The 23,019-nt window shown below is 41.8% G+C and carries 14 protein-coding genes; 8 read left to right on the top strand and 6 right to left on the bottom strand.

The genetic code is table 11. The features are described from left to right. The first annotated feature begins 399 nt into the window (after window positions 1-399). Both I6E78_RS09465 and arfA read left to right on the top strand, forming a co-directional pair. Window positions 400-2,943, top strand: a complete 2,544-nt coding sequence (locus tag I6E78_RS09465) for a TonB-dependent receptor plug domain-containing protein (protein ID WP_197182348.1) — start codon at window positions 400-402, stop codon at window positions 2,941-2,943. Between the two features lie 222 nt (window positions 2,944-3,165). Beyond that, window positions 3,166-3,366 carry a ribosome alternative rescue factor ArfA gene (arfA, locus tag I6E78_RS09460; RefSeq protein ID WP_011329754.1) on the top strand — a complete coding sequence of 67 codons (201 nt, stop codon included), beginning with the start codon at window positions 3,166-3,168 and terminating at the stop codon, window positions 3,364-3,366. Between the two features lie 174 nt (window positions 3,367-3,540). Here the strand turns inward: arfA and I6E78_RS09455 are convergent, their stop codons facing one another. The 4 genes from I6E78_RS09455 to I6E78_RS09440 all read right to left on the bottom strand — a co-directional run bounded on the left by I6E78_RS09455 (window position 3,541) and on the right by I6E78_RS09440 (window position 8,242). Beyond that, window positions 3,541-3,924 (bottom strand): VOC family protein, encoded by a 384-nt coding sequence (locus I6E78_RS09455; RefSeq protein WP_011329755.1) that lies wholly within the window; start codon window positions 3,922-3,924, stop codon window positions 3,541-3,543. Window positions 3,925-3,952: 28 nt separating this feature from the next. Next, on the bottom strand, window positions 3,953-4,357 hold the full coding sequence (locus I6E78_RS09450; RefSeq protein WP_011329756.1) for a hypothetical protein: 405 nt from the start codon (window positions 4,355-4,357) through the stop codon (window positions 3,953-3,955). 653 nt (window positions 4,358-5,010) lie between these two features. Next, window positions 5,011-6,510 (bottom strand): phospholipase effector Tle1 domain-containing protein, encoded by a 1,500-nt coding sequence (locus tag I6E78_RS09445; protein ID WP_197182347.1) that lies wholly within the window; start codon window positions 6,508-6,510, stop codon window positions 5,011-5,013. A gap of 427 nt (window positions 6,511-6,937) precedes the next feature. Further along, window positions 6,938-8,242 carry an NAD(P)/FAD-dependent oxidoreductase gene (locus I6E78_RS09440; RefSeq protein WP_058374712.1) on the bottom strand — a complete coding sequence of 435 codons (1,305 nt, stop codon included), beginning with the start codon at window positions 8,240-8,242 and terminating at the stop codon, window positions 6,938-6,940. A gap of 273 nt (window positions 8,243-8,515) precedes the next feature. On the opposite strand from I6E78_RS09440, the gene I6E78_RS09435 reads away from it, so the two are divergent. Continuing rightward, on the top strand, window positions 8,516-10,462 hold the full coding sequence (locus I6E78_RS09435) for a RecQ family ATP-dependent DNA helicase (RefSeq protein WP_197182346.1): 1,947 nt from the start codon (window positions 8,516-8,518) through the stop codon (window positions 10,460-10,462). Between the two features lie 116 nt (window positions 10,463-10,578). Then, window positions 10,579-10,887: a YkgJ family cysteine cluster protein gene (locus I6E78_RS09430; RefSeq protein WP_176359701.1), complete on the top strand. Its 309-nt coding sequence runs from the start codon at window positions 10,579-10,581 to the stop codon at window positions 10,885-10,887. A gap of 97 nt (window positions 10,888-10,984) precedes the next feature. On the opposite strand, the gene I6E78_RS09425 is transcribed toward I6E78_RS09430, so the two are convergent. Together I6E78_RS09425 and I6E78_RS09420 are read right to left on the bottom strand one after the other, a co-directional pair. Further along, window positions 10,985-11,602 carry a glutathione S-transferase family protein gene (locus I6E78_RS09425; RefSeq protein ID WP_011329762.1) on the bottom strand — a complete coding sequence of 206 codons (618 nt, stop codon included), beginning with the start codon at window positions 11,600-11,602 and terminating at the stop codon, window positions 10,985-10,987. Between the two features lie 49 nt (window positions 11,603-11,651). Further along, window positions 11,652-12,680 carry an NADP-dependent oxidoreductase gene (locus tag I6E78_RS09420; RefSeq protein WP_197182345.1) on the bottom strand — a complete coding sequence of 343 codons (1,029 nt, stop codon included), beginning with the start codon at window positions 12,678-12,680 and terminating at the stop codon, window positions 11,652-11,654. 482 nt (window positions 12,681-13,162) lie between these two features. Here I6E78_RS09420 and I6E78_RS09415 point away from each other — a divergent pair, with 482 nt between their 5' ends. From I6E78_RS09415 to ilvD, 4 genes are all read left to right on the top strand, one after another. Further along, window positions 13,163-14,368, top strand: a complete 1,206-nt coding sequence (locus I6E78_RS09415) for an anhydro-N-acetylmuramic acid kinase (RefSeq protein WP_182683765.1) — start codon at window positions 13,163-13,165, stop codon at window positions 14,366-14,368. Between the two features lie 624 nt (window positions 14,369-14,992). Beyond that, complete coding sequence (gene gltB, locus I6E78_RS09410) at window positions 14,993-19,600, top strand: glutamate synthase large subunit (RefSeq protein WP_193038855.1); 4,608 nt, start codon at window positions 14,993-14,995, stop codon at window positions 19,598-19,600. Window positions 19,601-19,620: 20 nt separating this feature from the next. After that, complete coding sequence (locus I6E78_RS09405) at window positions 19,621-21,111, top strand: glutamate synthase subunit beta (RefSeq protein ID WP_089369085.1); 1,491 nt, start codon at window positions 19,621-19,623, stop codon at window positions 21,109-21,111. 147 nt (window positions 21,112-21,258) lie between these two features. Then, window positions 21,259-22,956 carry a dihydroxy-acid dehydratase gene (ilvD, locus tag I6E78_RS09400; protein ID WP_197182344.1) on the top strand — a complete coding sequence of 566 codons (1,698 nt, stop codon included), beginning with the start codon at window positions 21,259-21,261 and terminating at the stop codon, window positions 22,954-22,956. Window positions 22,957-23,019 lie beyond the last annotated feature (63 nt).

Genomic DNA, 23,019 nt, shown 5'->3' with positions numbered 1-23,019 from the left:
TTATAATTTTAAAAAATCAGCACGATTAGATACTTTGAGGTTATTACTTTTTATATAAAAACTAAAAAACCTGCCATTTTAATGCACTGTAAACACTAGGTTACAGACTGTAAAGCTAAGTAACCATGGTTTGGCTGTAAAATGAGCAGTCAGTGAGTTGAAGGCCAGTGTAAATAATACGTTAACTTTTTAATATTTAAAATAAAATGCCGAATTGCTGGTATTTTAATCTATTAAAGGTGTTAATTTTCTATTTTAGAAGTTATTTGCATACATAGACTAATTATTTATGCGTTTTAGTATCTTTTTATTTATATATGTTGCTAGGATGTTGGCAGCAAGGTTTGTATGTAACAACCTTTCATAAATTATAAGAACACACAAAACAGGGTCGTCACTATGTCAACATATCGTTTAAACACACTCGCTGTTGCCGTTGCTTTTGCTTTTAGTGCACCAAGCATGGTTAACGCACAAGAAGCACCGGTTAAAGCTGTAAAAAACATTGAGCAAATATCAGTATTAGGATCACGCGTATCTAATCGTACTTCTACTGAATCCTCATCTCCTATTGATTTAATTGACGCGGACGATCTAAATAAAGGTGGCTTTACCGAACTTGGGCAAAGCTTACAAGCAACCGCACCTTCATTTAACTTTTCGCGTACGCAAGTATCTGACGGCTCTGATTTATTTAGACCTGCCACTTTACGTGGTTTACAGCCAGATCAAACACTAGTATTAATAAATGGTAAGCGCCGTCATAATCAAGCCATTTTTGGTTTAACAAGTACGGTTGGTGGTGGTTCAGCAGGCACCGATATGAATGCGATTCCGTTAGTTGCTTTAAAAGGTGTTGAAGTACTGCGTGATGGTGCTGCAGCACAGTATGGCTCTGATGCTATTGCAGGGGTTATTAACTTATCGCTTAACAATTCAACTGGCGTTACTACAGGTTATGTACAATATAGCGAAACCGGCGAAGGCGATGGCGAAACAGTATCGGTTGGCTTAAACCGCGGTTTTGATTTAGGCAGCGAAGGTGGGTTCATTAACCTATCACTTGAGCACCGTGATGCCGAGGGTACGAACCGTGCAGAGCGCGATATTGGCGGTTCACTCGATGTAGCACCTGGTACGCTTTCTAAAGATGTACGCTGGAGCCAAGGTAATGCAGAGAGCGAATTTACCTCACTATTTTATAATATGGCACTGCCAGTTGGTGGCGATAATGAACTTTACTCATTTGGTGGCTATTCTGAACGTACCGCTTTAGGTAATGGTTTTTACCGAAACTTTAATGAAGCTGGCAAAAACGTAACTCAAGTATACGCAGATGGTTTTTTACCGCAGATTTTTAACGAAGCACAAGATATTTCACTTGCGCTTGGACTTAAAGGCGAAATTAATACCGACTGGGGATACGATGTATCGGCAGTGTATGGTGAAAACCAATACGACTTTACTTCACGTAACAGCATTAATGCCTCGTATGCGGCAGAGTATGTTGCTAATAACCCAAATGCGAGTGACGCTGATATAGCGGCTAATGCGGGCCCAAGTGGTGGGTATTCAGGTGGTTTCCGTTTTGATCAAACTACAGTTAATGCCGACATTAATGGCATTATAGATATTGGTCGTAGTGAGCCTCTTTATTTGTCGTTTGGCGCAGAGTACCGTAAAGAAAATTACGAAATAGTCCCAGGGGAAGAAGCTTCTTATGCGTGTGGTTTAGCTAATATGGATACCTCGTATCCGTCAGTTAACGATCCTAATCAATTTGCAGAGTGTGGTTTTCAAGCTTATAACGGTTTGCGCCCTGAAGCGTCAAATTCACAAAGCCGCGACAGTTATGCATTTTATGTAGATGCTGAAACCATGATCACCGATGCATGGAACGTAAGTGGTGCACTGCGCTACGAAGATTTCTCGGATGCAGGCGATGATTTAATTGGTAAATTAGCAACGCGTTATGAGTTTAATGATGACTTTGCCGTGCGCGCTGCTGCATCTACAGGCTTTAGAGCACCGTCGTTACAACAAAGTGGCTATACAGCGTTTACCACTAACTTAGGCTCAGACGGCACGTTAAGCCAATCGTTTACAGCAACCACAGGTTCGGCATTTCCTTCTGCTTTAGGGGTTAATAGTTTAGAGCTAGAAACATCTAAAAACTTAAGCGCAGGCTTTGTTTATGATGTAACCAGCGAGCTTTCGTTAACGGTTGATTTTTACCACGTAGAAATTAAAGACCGTATAACGCTAGGTAGTTTATTATCAGCAGATGATGTGGCATTTAGTGCAGAGGCAGTTGCTGCATTACAAGCAACCGGTGCAGTGCAAGCAAACTATTTCTCAAATTCTTTAGATTCAACTACGCAAGGTGTTGATATTATTGCATCTTACCGTACTGAACTGGACGGTGGTAACTTAGGTATTACTTTTGCGGGTAACCTAAACGAAACTAAAATTGATAATGTAAATGCAGCACCTGGTATTCCAAAAAATGTCGCGCTTGATGATATACAAAGCAGCTTTTTAACAGACGGCCAACCAGGTGAGCGTGGTACGTTAACCTTTGATTATGAGCGCGATGCTTATAGTTCAATGATACGCTTTAACTACTTTGGCGAAACCGATGTTAAATACTTTGCTAACGACCATATTTCGTTACCTGGGTTTTTATCACCTACGGGTTCATTTAAGCCTACCAGCACGGTTGAGTCAGCAGTATTGGTTGATTTAAACGTGACTTACCAAATTAACGATACGTTTGCTGTATCGGTTGGTGCTGATAACGTATTTGACGAAACGCCAGATGAATTAGGTGATGATGAAGTACTTAACTTTATCTCTAATGGCGGATTTAAATACCCATTACGTGCCGTACCTTATGGTTTTGATGGCCGTAGCTACTATGCAAAATTAAGCTTTAGCTTTTAATATTTAATAGCAGCTAAACAGTAACAAGCGCAGTTATTTACTGCGCTTTTTTTTGCCTTAATTTTATACAAATGAGGGCTGTGAAATAGGGGGAAAAGGGGGAGTGACATATTTTTTAAATGGCGCTTTAAATCACTTGCAAGCTTGTAAATTAAGCATACAATCGCCATATCTGAGTAATATACAATCTATTTTATAATTAGTTGGTTTATAGGAAAAATGATGACTAAAAAATCGAAAGCAAAAACGGCCACTAACAGCGCCGTAGATACTGGCCGCGGTGTTATAAGGCACAATGCGTTGGCTGCACTGGTTACTTCTAAGGTGTTTAAACCACAAGTGGTTAAAGCTAAAAAAGGTAAAGGCTCTTTCAAGCGCAGCAACAAACATGCAGGACAAGAGTCCTATTTAATCGCCGCTTAAATAGCTGTGATCAAATAGGGCTTTTAGTTAAAAATTAGGTGCTAGGTAGGTTAAACAAATACTTTAGTTTTCAAAGCTAATTACTACCTAAAGCCTGCTCGCCCCCCAAAATGAAAAAGCGGACTGACAGCCAAAATGGCCGACAGTCCGCTGTTATCAAATATAAGACCCTAGTTATGCTGCTTTAAAACAGTATACTGCAAGTTTGTTACCGTCTAAATCACGAGTATAAGCAGCGTAGGCATTAGGAGCCCAACCGCGAGTACCCGGTGCGCCTTCATCAGGGCAACCTGCTGCTAAAGCCGCTGCATGGAAAGCATCTATTGATGCACGATCAGGTGCTTCAAAGCTAACCATAGTGCCGTTACCCACAGTTGCAGGCTGGCCGTTGGCAGGTTTTAGTACAAAGAAAGACGGTGCGTCTACGCCCCAAATTGAACCATTGTCATCTAAATCTGCAATACGCTTAAGACCAATAATACTTAATACGTTGTCGTAAAAGGCGCGAGCCTTGTTTAAATCGTTTGTGCCTACTGTTGTATGTGTATATATGCTCATAGTGGATTCTCCGAAAATTTAATAAAATTTATTTAGGTGTAAACATGCTATCTGCAGTGCGGTGTGCGGTATATACGGCTTCACCATCACTTTGAGCATCAAATATAACGGTAACATTAGGCGTGAAAAGCACAACGTCGCCTACTTCTGCTACATATTTATTGCCTTGTAAATCGCGCATCACAATTTTGCCTTTAGTGATTACTTTGTATTCTACAAATTCATAAACAAATTCAAATTCAACGCCAGGCTGCATAGCAAAAAAACCAACCGTTAAGCCGTTTGAGTTATCGGTGACTGTCAGCTCAGCCATCTGACTTTTTAAATCTTTAACTTCAAGCAAGCCCGCAAGATCGTTAAGTTTATAAGTGCCCGCTTTAAATAATTGAATGCTTGGCTCTTGAGCAAGTTTAGTGGTAACAGATTGAGTCATTAATGTGATCCTAATATGCTGTACTGAAACATCAGTATCTATAAATTGTGTGTTTTGTTTTAATGCTTAGCGTCAGTGCATTGCTGCTGTTTGACCCATGAGTCGTACTTTACATTGTTTATCACAAATGATAACCGGCATAAAAATCAAATGACTTTTACCTAGCAGTAACAATGTAGAAAAATTAAAGGTGGGGGAATAAATAGGTTAACGGTAATAAATTAAATATCAGCAAAGGCTCGCCAAGTAAGATATTAGTAATGGTAGGTAGAAATTTATTGGTGTGTGTTTGTGGTTACCAGCACACCAAACTGCGGAGCGGGCAGGCGGTGCGCGGCAGAGCTAGCATGAAATTAAAGCTTAATAACAAAAAGCACGATGTAAAAATCGCACTTACAAGTAAACCCAAACACCGAGCTTGGCTAATCTTTACCTAAAACTTGAGACCTAAAGCCAGTACTTTCCCTTAAATTTTTGTTGTTGAATCTCGTACTAAAAGTTCGGGAGTGTAGTGGCATAGTTAATTTAGCCATCTATTAAGAAACAAGTATTATGCTAATACGCATACAGTTTTAGCTTATATAGCGCGATATAAAATTGCAATTAAGCAAGCCTAAATACAAGGTTTGCTTAATTTTTACCTGAGCGCTGTTTTATTTTAACCTCGTTACTTTGACTTTAATTTTACCGGCGTTAGCGCCATAAAATCGGCTTAAGTCGTTTGCAAATGGAGTAAACTCGCCTGATTGCACTATTTTAACATCTGCGCCGTCGGCTATTGCAAATAAGTTCTTGTCACTTTTATTAATAGCGCCAATTAACGAAAACCACTGTGCATTTGGCAGTCGTCTAAATGGCTCGAGCAATGCCATAGAGATTTCTTTTACGCCAAGTTGCACGTCATCGCGGTGCCAGCCAAGCGCAGTACATTTTATACCGTCGTCGAACCAATACTGATCAGGGTAAGGGGTAAAGCGATACGTTGCGCCTTGCTCTAGCATTAAACCAGTGGCGTTGTAGGCTTCGCTGGCAAATACCACCACATCTTGGCTTTGCTTTACTGCCAGTACGCTCATATTTTGGTTAGCAAGCATAATATGTGCACTTAACCCGGTAAAACTAAGTTGGGTATTATCGTTATAGATTATTTTATAAGGCAGGTTTTTAAGTGACTCTGGGCGGTAACTGGTGAGTTTGTTAATGCGTTCGGCCACGCTGTGGTGCACTAATGGCTCAAGGGGACTTGGTTCGTTATCTATCAGTACATAGCATTCTCTATCTACTAGTTTAAAAAATGGGTTAAACCAAAAATAATTTTGCTGATGGCTTAATGCCAACGGGTCGGGTGTAATTGTTATATCGTCTTGCGCGATTACTTTATTGTTAGGAAGTAAGGCTGCATAGTCAATATCGTGACTGGTTAAAAAGGTGATATTTAACGGCTGCGAGATTAACCACTCTATTGCATAGCGTAAGCAAATATCGGCTAAACCATCGCGATAGTAACCGCCACCAATATCAGAATGCGCACCAGCAAACCACAATTCGGTAATGTTGCTTTGTTGGTTCATTAGTGTGGGTTCAAACGCGCGACGCTTTTCATCTAGGGCTACAAAATGTAAGGCTTGAGTAACATTACTTGCTATGGTGTGGTTTTCAAAAATTACATGCTCTGCGCCACGGGTCGCTTTGGTTATTTTTGATAAACCAATAGAGGCAATAGTGTCAAATACACACAGGTATACTTGCTCACTTATTAATGGTTCTAATAATTTTGCTAAGCGCCTAGCGAGTGCAGCGCCTCGGCTAAAACCAGTTAATAAGACAATGTCGCCTAGCTTATAATGGCTTTTAAAATCACTTAGGGCTTGTTTTAAAATGCTAGCTACATCGTCGTTACGTGGTGCGAGTGTTTGATTTAAAAAACGTTTTAAGCGGCTGCCTTTAGTACCAATACCTTGATAATAAAAACTAAGTTGATTGGTTAATTTAGTATTAGGAGAGTTATTAAGTTGTCCGCCAGCGAGTAAGTGTAGTTTAAGAATATTAGAAATACTGCTGTCTTCTTTAAAATGATCAGCACTAAACTGCTCGGCGTCTCTAGGCTCAGCACCGGTGCCATCAAAGTTAAAAATGAGTGTTTTAGCCGTCATTGCATATTACCTCCTAAGCTTTTTTACTTTATACCCAAAGCAAGCCTTTGAAATGCTGAACTTTGCATTTTGAGATGGTTTGGATATATAACGTAAAAGTGTTAAATATTAATGACAGCGGTAATAAATTCACCGCTGTGGTGTTTAAACTCTGCAAAACTTTAGGGTCTGTTAACCTTTGCGGATTAAAATTTGTTCAAACTAGGGGCGATTTAATCACGGCGCGAGATTTTTAACCTAGTGGGCTAAGTAAAAACCGAGCAACAAAGAGTTAATCGCCCCTAGGCAGAACCCTTCGGGCAGCGCATGTTTGGCATTGATTCTACGTTATCGCCTATTTATGGGGAATAACCACACCACATAGGCTCTGCCTTGCCTAAATACCAAACACACTGCTGCAAATTTAACCTTGAAAGATCAACAGGCCCTAATGTAACTTCATTTTAGGGCGTACCACGCGCAGTATTTTTTCGCTGATCCACAAGGCAAAGGTTTTTGCACTGCCGTGAATGGCGCGTTGATGCATGCGATAGAGCGAAATATACATAAAGCGGGCAATTTTACCTTCAATAAAAAAGCTATTACTGGTGAGATTACCCATTAAATTACCAACTGTACTGTAGCGAGACAGATTAACTAAAGAGCCGTGATCGCTGTACTTAAAGCCACTCAATGGTTGCTGTTTTAATGTGGCTATAAGATTTTTTTCAACACATTGCGCCATTTGATGCGCCGATTGCGCCCGCGGTGGCACTTGTTTGCCGTCGGCTTGGGTAAAGGCGCAGCAATCGCCCAATACAAAAATGCTGTCATCAACCGTGCTTTGTAAAAATTGGTTAACTTGAATTTGATTGCTGCGAGTGAGCTCAAAAATACCTAGGTCTTTAATAAAATCAGGAGCTTTTACTCCTGCAGCCCAAAGCATAATATCGGCATTAATGTGCTCATCGTCTTTGGTAATGAAGCCGTGCTCGGTGGCCTCTTTTACTTGCGTTTGTTCGCGTACATTAACCCCTAATTTTAGCAGCTCGCGCTTGGCACTAACGGCAATGCGCTCGGGAAGTGCGGGTAAAATGCGTGGCCCGGCTTCAATTAAATGAATATGTAAACGTTTGGACGACATATTAGTTAAGCCGTATAGCTTTAATAACTCAGAAACATGATACAACTCAGCCGAGAGTTCTACACCGGTTGCGCCGCCGCCCACAATGGCAATGTTTAAAGATTGTTGTTGATTGTCGTCTTGGTGCAGGCGGGTAAAGCTGTCGAGTAACGAGTGCTGAAAGCGCTCTGCTTGCTGATTAGAATCTAAAAAATAGCAATGCTCTTTTATACCAGGGGTATTAAAGTCGTTACTTACGCTGCCTATGGCAATAACAAGATGGTCGTAGCGCACGTTGCGCTCGGGTAAAATAGTGTGGCCTAATTCGTCATAAAGTGGTGCGAGGGTAATGGTTTTATTGCTTTGGTCAATATTACAAAATGTACCAAGCTGAAAGCGATAATGATGTTTAGCAGCATGAGCGCTGTACACTACGCCATCTAAATCTGGGTCAATAGAACCGGTCGCTACTTCGTGCAGTAACGGCTTCCATATGTGGGTGCGGTTTTTATCTATGAGTAGTATGTCTGCGTGTTTTTTCTTTCCTAGTTTATGTCCTAGTTGGGTTGCAAGCTCTAATCCGCCAGCCCCACCGCCAATAACGACGATTTTAGGTGTGGTAATATTCATAACGCTGCCTTTAAAAATAATATACCCAAATAATCTATGTAGAATTATTTTTTTGAGGTTACTTGGGTATGAATCAAGTTATTTTGGCAAAGGCTAAACTCGTTATTTATATGGCTATATTCTGCGCCTAAATAAAGGATGTGTCAGCAAAAAATAATGAATAAGTTATACTCACACTTTTAAAGCTAAATAGTGTGTATCTTTATACTTACTTAGGTTTTACCGTGTAGGAATATTTTTCCTTTTGAGGGAAATATTTAAACAGGATATTTTATGACCCCTTCATTAATTCAATCACTTGAGCAACACTTTGGCTTTAATCAGTTTAGAGGCGGGCAGCAGCAAACCATAGAGCAGCTGTTAAATGGGCAATCGTCGTTGGCTATATTTCCCACCGGCTCGGGTAAGTCTTTGTGTTATCAATTAACCGCGTTGCATTTACCACATTTAACCTTAGTGGTGTCGCCATTATTGGCATTGATGAAAGATCAAATTAGCTTTTTAAACAGCAAAGGTATTTATGCTGCCAGCCTTGATTCGAGCCAAGACCAAATGCAAAGCAGCACAGTAATGAACGATGTTCGCAGCGGTAAAATTAAAGTGTTAATGGTGTCGGTTGAACGCTTTAAGAACGAGCGTTTTAGAGAGTTTATTAATCAAATAGCAGTGTCTATGTTGGTTGTTGACGAAGCGCACTGTATTTCTGAGTGGGGACACAACTTTAGACCCGACTACTTAAAACTACCACGCTACCGTGAAGAGCTTAATATTCCGCTGGTATTATTATTAACCGCCACCGCGACTAAAAAAGTAAAGCGCGATATGGCCGAGCGCTTTGCCATTGCCCCAGAATGCATTGTACAAACCGGTTTTTACCGCGCTAATTTAGACTTAAGTGTGCTGAGTGTAAAAACGGCGGATAAAAATACCGAGCTTGCTAACATTATTAGCGCACAAAATGGCCCAGGTATTGTGTATGTTACCTTGCAGCAAAGTGCCGAACAAGTGGCTAATATGCTAAGCAATCAAGGACTGCAAGCGGTGGCGTATCATGCTGGGCTTGAAGATACACTTAGATGGCAAATTCAAGATGACTTTATGGGTGGTAAAATTAATGTAGTAGTGGCTACGATTGCTTTTGGAATGGGCGTAGATAAAGCCGATATTCGCTTTGTTATTCATTACGACTTACCTAAATCGATTGAAAACTACAGCCAAGAAATAGGCCGAGCAGGGCGCGATGGTAACCCGTCACAGTGTTTTACCTTAGCCAACCTTGATGGGTTAAATACTGTAGAGAACTTTGTGTATGGCGACACCCCAGAGCTAAGCGGTATTGAGCATGTAATTAACGATATTCGTCAAAACCACAGCTCGCAGCAGCAATGGGAAATGCAAGAATATAGCCTTTCAAGCGACAGTAATATTAGGCAACTTGCGCTTAAAACTTTGTTAGTACAGCTAGAAATGCAAGGTGCAATTACGCCGCAATACGCTTACTACGCCGATTTTAAATATAAGTTTTTGGTTGATAAAAACGAGTTGCTAGGCCAGTTTGATGAGCAGCGCCAAGCATTTTTAACGCAAATATTTAGCCATACCGATTTTAAAAAAGTATGGGGCACGCTTAATTTTGATAGCCTGACACAAGCCGCGCAAGTCGATCGAAAACGAGTGGTTGCGGCGCTTGACTACTTAGCCGAAAAGCAGCTTATTACCCTAGAAACCAAACGTATTACCCAAGTGTATAAAGTGCATAGTGAGGTGATAAACAACCCTGAACTTGCGCAGCAACTGCATGATTACTTTACCGATAAAGAACAAGCCGAAATAAAACGTATAGCTGCATTGGTACGCTTTTTTGAGTTGCAAAGCTGTTTAAGCTACAACCTTGCCCGTTATTTTGACGATCAAAATGCGCCCCAGCAATGCGGCCATTGCTCAGTATGCAGAGGCCACAGTGTTAAGCTTGAATATTCAGTGCAAGCAGATGTTGTTGATGAGAGTGTAATTTATCAAAAAGTAGATGAGTTTTTACAGCACCTAGCCAGTAAAGGCATTAATAACGTAGGTATAGAAACCCAATGTCGCTTTTTAGCGGGCATGAGCGTGCCTTTATTTGCACGCAATAAAGTGCGCCAATTGAGTGGTTTTGCGCTGTGTGAAGCGATGCGCTACAGTGATATTAAAGCGAAATTACTGGCGCGTCAGCTAGCATAATATTAGCTAAATTTAACCTAGTTAGCCTTTAAAATAGCCCCTAGAGATAGATTTACTCTGCCGATTTGAGCTTAGTTGGTGTATCCTAGTGGCTTACTTTATTTTATTAAGCCACTATGCCTCAAATTGTTATTCCGGTTAAAAACCTCACCACCACCCCAGAGCCTGTTACGTGTGCTAATTGCCAAGCCTGTTGCTGCCAATTAGAAGTACGCATAGTGACAGATACCGGTGTGCCATTTCATTATATTGAATACGATAAATGGGGCAGCGAAGTAATGAAACGTGCCGATGATGGCTGGTGCCAAGCCCTCGATCGCAACACACTCATGTGTTCTATTTACGAAAACCGCCCGTTAGTGTGTCGCGAATTTGAAATGGCGTCGGATGAGTGTATTACCGAGCGCGAGCTAGGCGGAATTTAAATTATTACAGCAAACGTAAAAAGGGCCCAAGGCCCTTTTTAAATGTGTACTAATTTAATGTAATTGGTATAACTATAAAACTAATAGCAGCCGATTATTAATCGTATTTAGCTTCAAGCTCTTGTGCGGTATGAAATTTTTCATGGCTTTGTAATTGCTCATCGTACTTAACTAGGTTTTTAAAGTGCGCTAGTTGACCTGAGTTTTTAACAATTTCGACAATAAACGACATCATAAAATCGGCGCCGGTTAGGGTATCGCCTACTAAGTAACGTTTGCCTGCTAGGCGATCGTTAAAGTAGCTTATTACTTTAGCTGTTTCGGCGTCGGCGTAACCTTCTAAAAACTGGGTTTTAGCGCCATCTTTTAATACAAACATTTTAAGCAGCAGCGGTAAAATAGCTGAGCTTTCGGCAAAGTGTAGCCATTGCTGATAATCAACATAATCGCTAGTGCCTGCTTTAGGCGCAAACTTTCCGTTACCGTATTTAGTAATGAGGTAATCGGTAATTGCGCCCGACTCGGCAACAATAATCCCATCATCTTCTATCACCGGCGACTTACCAAGCTGATGAATATGTTTAAGTTCATCTGGGGCTAAAAAAGTGTCTTTATTACGTTGGTAAGCAACTATTTCATAATCTACGGCTAATTCTTCTAGTAACCAGATAATACGTTTTGAGCGTGATTTATTTAAATGATGTAGCTTGATCATAGTAATCCTTGTTGCGTTGCTACTTTATATAGACAGCAACGCATTAAATTTAAAGTGGGCTGTTAATTTTAACTACGGTTTTGCCGAAGTTTTTTCCGCTGATCATATCGTTAAAGGCAGTAATGGTATTTTCGATGCCTTCTACCATATGTTCGCGGTATTGAATTTTTCCATCTTGTAGCCATTGCTGCATAGCGGTTGCAAACTCATCATAACGATGGCCATAATCGTCAAAAATAATAAAGCCTTGCATTTTAATACGCTTAGAGAGAATTTGCCCCATTAGCATACCCAAACGATCAGGGCCTTCTGGTAAGCTAGTTGCGTTATACTGCGACACTAAACCACACACAGGTACGCGTGCTGATGTATTGAGAAGTGGCAATACGGCGTCGAATACCTTACCGCCCACATTTTCATAATAAACATCAATACCGTTATCACAGGCTTGTTCAAGTTGCTGTGCAAAATCATCTGCTTTGTGATCAATACAGGCATCAAAACCTAATACTTCTACTGCGTGCTTACATTTTTCACTGCCACCGGCAACGCCGACGACTCTACAGCCTTTAATTTTTGCAATTTGGCCAACGGTAGCGCCCACAGGGCCTGTTGCTGCAGCAACGACCACGGTTTCACCTGCTTTAGGTGCACCAATATCAAGTAATCCCATATAAGCGGTAAAGCCCGGCATTCCCATAATACCTAGTGCATACGAAGGATTAGCAGGCTCTTTGCCTAATTGCATTAACCCTTCGCCGTTGCTAATAGCGTAGTCTTGCCAGCCAGTGTAAGCCAATACCCATTCGCCTTCGCTAAAGGAGTCGTTTTTAGACTCTTGAACTTGGCATACAGTTGCCCCAACCATCACGTCGCCAACATTTACTGGGTCGGCATACGATTTAGCGTCGCTCATGCGGCCACGCATGTAAGGGTCAAGGGATAAGTAAATAGTACGCAGTAATACTTCACCATTTTTTAATGGCGGCAGCTCTAGTGTTTTTAATGCAAAGTTTTCATCGGTAGGAGCACCGTGTGGGCGTGATGCTAACGTGAGTTGTCGACTGGTTACTGACATATAAAATCTCCAATAGATGAGTGAACTACTTTGATCTGAATGTTTTAGTTTGTGTTTAAAGCAAAGTTGAAACTAAACAATAATGCGCAGATAAGTAGTAAGAAACCTGAGCTCCGGATAATAAACTTATCTCAAGCAGCTATTTTCAGCGCTAACTGCGTTGAATTTACTTGCAATAGGCCAGCTATTGACGCGTAAATTCGCCTTGTTTTCACTGAAAACCTCTGGCTAGAGAAAATAAAAATCAAATATAACGATGATTCAATACGTTAGTAAATCTCTTAACCAGAGCTCAGGTTAAGTATGTATATCTTAATACAGGAGTTTTGGGCACACGGTTAAAAAATCAACCCCAAGGTGTGAGTATTTACTCTAAGGTGAGTTTATAAGTGGATTAACTGATTTTTATAGCGCTATAACTTTTATTTAAACTATTCTAAAATGAATGCTATTAACTCAACAACAATAGATGCGAAATTATTATGCACCCACACATTAGTAAGCTTTATAACAGTGCGTTAAAGCCAAGCCGATTAATTATAGGCCTAATGAGTGGTACCTCGTTAGATGGACTTGATGTTGCCTTATGTAAAATAACTGCCGCGGGTGTGCATACCCAAATTGAGGTTTTAAAGTTTACTACGGTTGATTATAGCGATGATTATAAAACAAAAATAAAGCAGGTATTTGCCAAGCGTGAATGCAACTTAGAATACCTTACGTTACTGCACCCTTGGGTTGGTAAATTACATGGCGACATGGTTAATCAGTGTTTAAACAGCTGGCAGGTAAACCCAGCCAATATAGATGTAATAGCCAGCCACGGACAAACTATTTACCACTGTCCTAAAAGCCAGCATCAGTATAACGATTTTAACAATGGCACTTTACAAATTGGCGACAGCGACCAAATAGCCGTTACTACAGGTATTACTACCATTGGCGATTTTAGGCAAAAGCATATAGCAGCAGGCGGCGAGGGCGCACCACTTGCCGTGTATGGTGATTATTTGTTTTTTTCAAGCTCTGACGAAAACCGTATTTTGCTCAATATGGGCGGTATAGCTAACCTCACTTTTTTACCCCAAAATGGCGATAGCAACGCAGTATTTAGCTCTGACATTGGCCCATGTAATACCATTATGGATGCCTATGTGCAGCGTTATTTTAATAACATGCATTACGATGAAAACGCTGCGATAGCGAAAGCGGGCGTTATTAATACTGCGTTACTAACAGCGCTTTGCGACAATCATTTTTTAACCCTAAAAATGCCAAAAACTACTGGCCCTGAAGTGTTTAATCTGGCTTATTTAGAGGCTGCGCAACAGGCTTCAAATACCCAAAAGTTAAGTCATCAAGACGTAATGGCCACCTTAAACCGCTTTACCGCAGAGGTTATTGCCAATGCGCTAAATACGTGTGTAAAAATGGCGCCCAATAGTGTGGTGTATGCCAGTGGCGGCGGCATTCACAATTTACTCTTAATGCAACATTTAGTAACGCTTTGTCCGGCCATAAAAGGTTTTAAAAATACTCACGCATTAGGGGTTGATCCCGACGCGAAAGAAGCGGTACTTTTTGCTATTTTAGCTAACGAATGCTTAGCCGGTGAGCAGCTACACCTTGATAATAAAGCCCAAGGAATTGCAGGCGTTACTATGGGTAAAGTGAGTTTTGCAGATTGAAACCACATATTCTAAGCTTAAGTTTTTAGGTGAGACCTAGCCAAACTCACTGTTTGGCCTTTGCATAACTGCGACTTACTGTTTTAGGGTAAGCTTATTTTTTTGCGCTGCCATTAGCGTGAATATTGTTTTGTAGTAATTAATTGCAGCTGCGCTTTAATTATTATAAAAATGTTATTGCTTATTTACTTTTTAAAGATGCACCAATCCTCCCTTAGTTTCGCCCCTCAGGCCTTAGTGGTGCACTTTTATAACTAAAAAGACCAAACCCATCCAAATCAACTATGCGCTTTTTTAAAACATAAGGCATAGTTATTAAATGCAGTGTAAATGGGCTGTTAATAACTATTTTAGACTATATATATTCATATAATCTGAATGTATATTCATTTCTTAGTTGACTCAGCGTTATTTTACGGCTAGTTTTTATCCCCCTTTGATTAAAGTTTTCACTAATAAATACTGCACTATACAAATTCAAAAAGATTTTACAGTGGCTGTTTTAGGCATTTTAACGATTTTTTGAATGAGATAAGCGCATACCTCGAGTATATAAAAATATATGACTTAATTAGTAAGCACAATTTAGCTGATAGCAATAGGCTGATGAAATAGGAATAAGTAATGAATGATATGAGCAAAAAATCCCAAGGTCTTTATCGCGCTGAATTTGAACATGACAGTTGCGGCATTGGCTTTGTCGCTAACCTTAAGGGTAAAAAGTCACACGATATTATCGAAAATGCACTCACCATGCTCAGCTGCATGGAACATCGTGGTGGAACAGGGTTTGACGTTAAAAGTGGTGATGGTGCTGGTATTCTTATTCAAATTCCTCATGAGTTTTTCCGTCAAGAAACCGCAAAGCTAGGGTGGACGCTGCCAAGCGCCTTAAACTATGGTGTGGGGATGATTTTTTTCCCGCGCGATAAAGCACTTAGCGACGCGTGTAAAAAAATACTAAATCAAAATATTGCCGAACTGGGTTTAACCTTAATAGGGTATCGGGATGTTCCGGGCGATAACTCTATGTTAGGCGCGGCTTCATTTGAAAGCGAGCCAAATATTGAGCAAGTGTTTATTGCTAAGCCGCAAGCGCTAAGCGCACAAGAATTTGAACGTAAGCTGTTTGTGCTGCGTAAATACACCTCGCATAAAATTAATGGTTTAGATTTCACCGAACGTGACGAATTTTATGTAACCTCAATGTCATCTACCAAAATTGTTTATAAAGGCCAGTTTACTACCGAGCAAGTGCGCCAGTATTACCTTGATCTGCAAGACGAGCGTACTATTTCGGGAATGGCGATGTTTCATTCTCGTTTTTCAACCAACACTTTTCCTGCTTGGCGCCGCGCGCAGCCGTTTCGTTATATAGCCCACAATGGTGAAATTAATACGGTACGCGGTAATATTAACTGGATGAATGCTCGTGAGGCATTGTTTAGCTCGGTTAATTTTAGCGATGCTGAATTGAATATGTTAAATCCGGTGTGTAATAACGATAACTCAGATTCGGCTAATCTTGATATGGCTATTGAGCTATTAGTGCTCAGCGGGCGGTCTTTGGCGCAAGTAATGATGATGATGGTGCCAGAAGCATGGCAAACACAAACCAATATGGATGCCACCAAGCGCGCATTTTATGAATACTATGCGTGTATTATGGAGCCTTGGGATGGCCCAGCATCGTTATCGTTTACCGATGGCAACGTTATTGGTGCAACACTTGACCGTAATGGTTTGCGCCCTTCGCGTTACTTGTTAACCGAAGATGGCACGCTAGTGATGGGCTCTGAAACCGGTGCATTGTGCGTTGATCAATCAACGGTTGTTGAAAAAGGGCGTTTGCAACCGGGTAAAATATTTATTGCTGACTTAGAGCAAGGTCGCATTATTAGTGATGACGAAGTAAAACAACACGTTAGCTCGGCTCAGCCGTATGCTCGTTGGTTAGCTGAAAACAAAATTGAATTAGACAATTTACCCGTTCCTAGCGCGTCTTTTGCCCAGCCGCCATTGGCAGAGCTGCGAAAAATACAAAAAGCATTTGGTTACACCAGCGAAGATCTTAACCTAGTACTGGCGGGTATGGTTGGTACGGCTAAAGAGCCACTAGGCGCTATGGGTACCGACACGCCGCTTGCAGTGCTGTCGCATCGCCCGCAACAATTATCACATTATTTTAAGCAGTTATTTGCGCAAGTAACCAACCCACCCATCGACCCTATTCGTGAAGAGTTGGTTATGTCGTTGCGCGGTTATATTGGCCGCTCACTTAACTTGCTCGATGAAACACCTGGGCATTGCCATAAGGTTGAAATAGAACAGCCTGTATTGACCAATGAGCAATTACGCAAACTACAGTATATAGATAACAATCATCTTCAAGCTAAAACGATCGACATTACTTTTAAAGCCAGCGGTGGGCCAGGTGCACTAAAAAGAGCACTGGATCGTATTTGTTTATATGCCAAAAATGCCGTTGAAGATGATTATGAAATACTCATTTTAAGTGACCGTGGCGTAGACAGCGACCATGTTGCTATACCTTCGGTATTGGCAACAGCAGCGGTGCATCACTATTTAATTCGTGAAAAACTACGCTCATCTGCCGATATAATTTTGGAGTCGGGTGATATACGCGAAACGCATCATTTTGCTACTGTTATTGGTTATGGCGCTGCGGCAGTTAACCCGTATTTAGCCCTAGAGAGCATGTATGGTTTACGTGATGAAGGCGTACTTGATACTAACTTAACAAATGAACAAATTACCCAAAAATACACCAAAGCGGTAGGCAGCGGCTTGTTGAAAACCTTCTCTAAAATGGGTATTTCAACGCTACAGTCGTATTTAGGTGCGCAAGTTTTTGAAGCCTTGGGCATTAACTCTGAGGTTATTGATCAGTACTTTACCGGTACGGTTAGCCGTATTGAAGGCTTAAGCCTAGATCAAATTGCCCAAGAGGCGCTATTACGCCACCGTGAGGGTTTCCCTGAGGCCAACCGCATTGCTATAGATAAACTACTGCCTACGGGCGGAGAATACTCGTGGCGTCATGATGGTGAACGGCACTTATTTAATCCCACGGTAATTCGCTTACTGCAGCATTCAACAGCCAGTAATAATGTTGAGCAGTTTAAGCAGTATGCAAAAACGGTGGACGATCAAAGTAAAGAAGCCTTTACCTTACGGGGTTTATTACAATTGAATAGCGATCGTCCTGCTATTGCCTTGAGCGAAGTGGAACCGGTTGCCAACATTTTTAAACGCTTTGCCTCGGGTGCTATGTCGTTTGGCTCAATTTCGTGGGAAGCACACACTACTTTAGCTATAGCTATGAACCGCATTGGCGGTAAAAGTAACAGCGGTGAGGGCGGCGAAGACCCAATTCGTTATACACCGCTTGAAAATGGCGATTCGATGAATTCGCGAATTAAACAAGTGGCTTCGGGTCGTTTTGGTGTTACTAGCCATTATTTAGCGAATGCCGATGAGCTACAAATAAAAATGGCGCAGGGCGCTAAACCGGGCGAAGGTGGGCAATTACCCGGCGATAAAGTAGATGCATGGATAGGTAAAACTCGTGGCTCTACGCCAGGGGTGGGCTTAATTTCGCCGCCGCCACACCATGATATTTATTCTATTGAAGATTTATCGCAACTTATTTTCGATCTTAAAAACGCCAACCGCGACGCGCGCATTAACGTTAAATTAGTATCAGAAGCGGGTGTAGGTACGGTTGCATCGGGTGTGGCAAAAGCCTATGCCGATGTGGTACTGATTGCGGGCCACGATGGCGGCACCGGTGCGTCACCACTGAGCTCAATTAAACATACGGGCTTACCGTGGGAACTGGGTTTGGCTGAAACGCATCAAACTTTGGTGCGTAATAAACTGCGTAGCCGTATTACGGTACAAACCGATGGGCAACTTAAAACGCCACGCGACTTAGCCATTGCAACGCTGCTTGGTGCAGAAGAGTACGGCATGGCTACCACAGCATTGGTGGTTGAGGGATGTATTATGATGCGTAAGTGTCATTTAAATACCTGCCCAGTTGGTATTGCCACACAAGATAAAGGCCTGCGCGACAAGTTTACTGGTCGTGCCGATATTTTAGTTAACTTTTTTACCATGATGGCAGAAGGTTTACGCGAAATTATGGCTGAGCTTGGCTTTAGAAGTATTGAAGAAATGGTGGGCCAAACTCAGTGCCTTACGCAGCGCAAAGATGTTGACCATTGGAAATACCAAGGCGTTGACTTAACTCCACTATTACACAAAGCAGAATGCGCTGAAAACGAAACTCTGTATCAATCAATAAAGCAAAAGCATTTAATCGACGACATTATCGATCGCAAAATGATCAAAGATGCTCAAGCGGCACTAGAGTCTGGGCAAAGTGTGGCGCTTGAATACGATGTGATTAACACCGACAGAACCATAGGGGCGATGATCTCTAACGAAATCTCTAAAAAGTACCATGCAGATGGCTTACCGCAAGATACTATTAAGGTTAAGTTTAACGGCTCAGCGGGGCAAAGCTTTGGTTGTTTTTCAACCAGGGGTTTACGTTTTGAACTTGAAGGCGATGCCAACGACTACTTTGGTAAAGGACTCTCTGGCGCAAATTTAGTGGTGTACCCTAGTAAACAAGCTAAGTTTGCTGCTAGTGAAAATATCCTCATTGGTAATGTGGCCTTTTTTGGAGCAACTTCTGGTAGCGCCTTTATACGCGGTATAGCGGGGGAGCGTTTTTGTGTACGTAACTCGGGCGCAACAGCCGTTGTTGAAGGTGTGGGGGATCACGGTTGTGAATACATGACCGGCGGTAAAGTGGTTATTTTGGGCGCAACTGGTCGAAACTTTGCTGCAGGTATGTCGGGCGGTGTTGCTTACGTACTTGATGTAAATAATGACTTTTCGGCTAAATGCAATATGGAAATGGTCGCACTTGAAAGTGTAGATACCGACGCTGAAAGCCACGAATTAAAAGTCTTAATTAGCCAACATTTTGATGCTACAGGTTCAGATGTTGCCAGTGATTTATTAAAAGATTGGAACAGCAATGTTAAGCGCTTTGTTAAAGTAATGCCGGTTGATTACAAACGCATGCAAGGTTATATGAATGATGTACGCAGTAGCGGAAAATTCACCTCAGAGTATGACATTGCCGTAGAAGCATTCGACATTCATTTAAACAACATAGCTAGCGCTAAAGCTTAAGCTGCCAAGGAGAATATATTATGGGAAATCCAACAGGGTTTATCAACGTAGGTCGTGCCTTGCCAACTGAGCGTAACGCAGGTGAACGTTTAATTGACTGGCTGGAAGTATATGAAGAAATACCACAAGCAGATGTAGAGCAGCAAGCTTCGCGTTGTATGGATTGTGGCGTGCCGTTTTGTCAGTCGGCAAAATCAGAATTTGCACCGGCAGTAGCTGGGTGTCCGGTAAATAATGTAATACCGGAGTGGAATGACTTAATTTATCGCGGCCGCTGGCAAGATGCAGTAGAGCTATTGCATAAAACCAATAACTTTCCTGAGTTTACTGGGCGTGTATGCCCAGCCCCTTGTGAGGGTGCATGTGTACTGGGTATTAACGCCGATCCGGTGGCTATTAAGTTACATGAAAAAGAAATTATTGATCATGCCTTTAAGCAAGGTTGGGTGGTTGCTGAGCCACCTGCATCTCGCACTGGTAAAAATGTAGCCGTAATTGGTTCGGGCCCAGCGGGCCTTGCCGCTGCAGCACAGTTAAATAAAGCTGGCCATATGGTTACTGTATATGAGCGCGCCGACCGCATTGGTGGCTTGCTAATGTATGGTATTCCAAACATGAAGCTACAAAAAGAATTAGTGCAACGTCGGGTAGATATTTTAGCCCAAGAAGGCATTGTTTTTGTTACTAATACTGAAGTAGGCAAAGACATTAGTGTGGCGCAGTTAGAAACTGACTTTGACTCAGTCGTGTTATGTATTGGTGCCACAGTACCGCGCGACTTACCCGTTGCAGGGCGCGAGCTTAACGGTGTGCATTTTGCTATGGACTTTTTAACAGCCAATACCAAAAGCTTGCTCGATAGCGAACATCAAGACGGAGCGTTCATTAATGCGAAAGGCAAAAATGTAGTGGTTATAGGTGGCGGTGATACCGGCACCGATTGTATTGGTACTGCGCTTCGCCATCAGTGTAAAAGTGCTATTCAGCTAGAAATTATGCCTCGTCCACCCGAACAACGCGACGAGAGCAGCAATCCTTGGCCACAATGGCCAAAACGTTTGTTGGTTGATTACGGCCAAAAAGAAGCTATTGCAGTACAAGGCCAAGATCCACGTCAATATTTAGTGATGACTAAAAAAATTGAAAGTGACGGGCAAGGTAATGTTAAAGCTGTGCACACTGTAGATATTACTTGGCAACTTAACGATAAAGGGCAAATGGTGCCACAAGAAGTAGCGGGCAGTGAAAAGATAATTCCTGCCGATATAGTACTGATTGCTATGGGCTTTATGGGGCCAGAAGGTGGCCTTGTTGCACAATTTGGTTTAGAGCAGGATGCTCGCTCTAATATTGCAGCACAGTACGATAAGTTTGCTACAAGCAAGCCTGGCGTATTTGCCGCAGGCGATAGTCGTCGCGGACAAAGCTTAATTGTGTGGGCAATAGATGAAGGTCGACGCTGCGCGCGTGAGGTTGACAGCTATTTAATGGGTAAAAGCTATTTGCCTTAAAGCGATTACAAGTCTGTAAACTTTAACTGCTTTAAAAGTTAAAACCATCTATTATAGCAAGCCCTACCGCATTAATTATGCAAGGTGGGGCTTGTTTTTATAATTTGTTCTATTAATAAACCTTGTAAAAAGTAGGTAAGGTAAGAAATGACTTCTGAAAAACCACGTAAATATTCACAAAAAATTGTAGATGGTAGCGCTCAGGCTCCTAGTCGTTCTATGTTACGAGCGGTAGGTTTTAATGATGACGATTTTAAAAAGTCTCAAGTTGGTATTGCCTCTACATGGTCTATGGTAACGCCGTGCAATATGCACATTAATACACTTGCCGAAGAAGTGGGTAAAGGCGTAGATAGCGCCGGTGCGAAAAGCGTTATATATAATACCATTACCGTATCCGATGGTATTTCTATGGGCACCGAAGGGATGAAATATTCTTTAGTATCACGCGAAGTAATTTGCGATTCAATAGAAGCGGTATCAGCGGGTATGGGCCACGACGGTATTATTGCTATTGGCGGTTGTGATAAAAATATGCCGGGTTGTTTAATGGGTTTAGCACGTTTAAACCGCCCTTCTATATTTGTGTACGGCGGTACAATTTTACCCGGTGAAAATCATACCGATATAGTCTCGGTATTTGAAGCGGTGGGCAGCTACGCGGCAGGCGATATTCCAATTACGCAATTAGAACATATTGAAAAAACAGCCATACCAGGGGCCGGTTCGTGTGGTGGTATGTACACGGCAAATACGTTAGCCTCAGCAATTGAAGCTTTAGGCATGAGCATGCCAAATAGTTCTGCGCAAAATGCTATTTCACAAAACAAAAAACAAGACTGTATAGATGCGGGTAAAGCGATTGTTTATTTGCTGGAGCATGACATTAAACCTTCCGATATTATGACCAAAAAAGCGTTTGAAAATGCAATTACGCTGATCATTACCTTAGGCGGCTCAACCAATGCGGTGCTGCATTTAATTGCTATGGCTGATGCGGTAGGCGTTGAAGTAACATTGGATGACTTTGTGCGTATTGGCGATAAAACACCAGTAATTGCCGACTTGCGCCCAAGCGGTCAATATTTAATGTCGGAGTTGATTGAAATTGGTGGCATTCAGCCACTGATGAAGCGTTTATTAGATGCCGGTATGCTGCACGGTGACTGTATGACAGTGACAGGCAAAACCATGGCCGAAAATTTAGCCGATGTAGCAGATTACCCAACAGGGCAAAATATTATTTTACCTTTTGATCAGCCAATTAAAAAAGACAGTCATTTAGTTATATTAGCTGGCAACTTAGCGCCAGAAGGAGCAGTGTCAAAAATTACGGGTAAAGAGGGTTTACGCTTTACCGGCAACGCAAAAGTATATGACTCAGAAGAGCAAGGCTTTGCCGCTATTATAGATGGGCAAGTAGTAGCCGGAGACGTTGTAGTAATTCGCTATGAAGGTCCTAAAGGTGGCCCAGGTATGCGTGAAATGCTAAGCCCCACTTCAGCTATTATGGGTAAAGGTTTAGGTAACGATGTGGCGCTTATTACCGATGGTCGTTTTTCAGGTGGTAGTAGGGGTTTTGTTGTGGGGCACGTTACACCAGAAGCTTACGAAGGCGGCGCCATTGCACTAGTAGAAAATGGTGACAGCATTACCATTGACGCGCAAAGCCGTGAAATGACTCTTAATATTACTGATGAAGAAATGGCCAGTAGGAAACAACGTTGGCAACAACCTGCGCCAAAATACACCCGCGGATTACTAGCAAAATATGCCAGAACAGTAAGTTCAGCTTCTACCGGAGCCGTGACCGATAAGCCAAGTCAAGGCATAATTAATCGCTAAAATTAGCGATTAAACTCCCCTAAATAGAGCGAGTTTTAATCCGCAAAGATCAACACGCCCTAG

It is taken from the genome of Pseudoalteromonas sp. NZS127, assembly GCF_015864805.1.
GTDB lineage: Bacteria > Pseudomonadota > Gammaproteobacteria > Enterobacterales > Alteromonadaceae > Pseudoalteromonas > Pseudoalteromonas nigrifaciens.
This window is presented reverse-complemented; position numbering and strand designations above follow the sequence as displayed.

Bases quoted from the DNA above. Each gene is read 5' to 3' on its own strand.
- I6E78_RS09430 (WP_176359701.1), top strand. From the start codon at position 10,579: ATGCCTCAAATTGTTATTCCGGTTAAAAACCTCACCACCACCCCAGAG.
- I6E78_RS09415 (WP_182683765.1), top strand. From the start codon at position 13,163: ATGCACCCACACATTAGTAAGCTTTATAACAGTGCGTTAAAGCCAAGC.
- arfA (WP_011329754.1), top strand. From the start codon at position 3,166: ATGACTAAAAAATCGAAAGCAAAAACGGCCACTAACAGCGCCGTAGAT.
- I6E78_RS09445 (WP_197182347.1), bottom strand. From the start codon at position 6,510: ATGACGGCTAAAACACTCATTTTTAACTTTGATGGCACCGGTGCTGAG.
- I6E78_RS09425 (WP_011329762.1), bottom strand. From the start codon at position 11,602: ATGATCAAGCTACATCATTTAAATAAATCACGCTCAAAACGTATTATC.
- I6E78_RS09465 (WP_197182348.1), top strand. From the start codon at position 400: ATGTCAACATATCGTTTAAACACACTCGCTGTTGCCGTTGCTTTTGCT.
- I6E78_RS09440 (WP_058374712.1), bottom strand. From the start codon at position 8,242: ATGAATATTACCACACCTAAAATCGTCGTTATTGGCGGTGGGGCTGGC.
- I6E78_RS09405 (WP_089369085.1), top strand. From the start codon at position 19,621: ATGGGAAATCCAACAGGGTTTATCAACGTAGGTCGTGCCTTGCCAACT.
- I6E78_RS09435 (WP_197182346.1), top strand. From the start codon at position 8,516: ATGACCCCTTCATTAATTCAATCACTTGAGCAACACTTTGGCTTTAAT.
- ilvD (WP_197182344.1), top strand. From the start codon at position 21,259: ATGACTTCTGAAAAACCACGTAAATATTCACAAAAAATTGTAGATGGT.
- gltB (WP_193038855.1), top strand. From the start codon at position 14,993: ATGAATGATATGAGCAAAAAATCCCAAGGTCTTTATCGCGCTGAATTT.
- I6E78_RS09455 (WP_011329755.1), bottom strand. From the start codon at position 3,924: ATGAGCATATATACACATACAACAGTAGGCACAAACGATTTAAACAAG.
- I6E78_RS09420 (WP_197182345.1), bottom strand. From the start codon at position 12,680: ATGTCAGTAACCAGTCGACAACTCACGTTAGCATCACGCCCACACGGT.
- I6E78_RS09450 (WP_011329756.1), bottom strand. From the start codon at position 4,357: ATGACTCAATCTGTTACCACTAAACTTGCTCAAGAGCCAAGCATTCAA.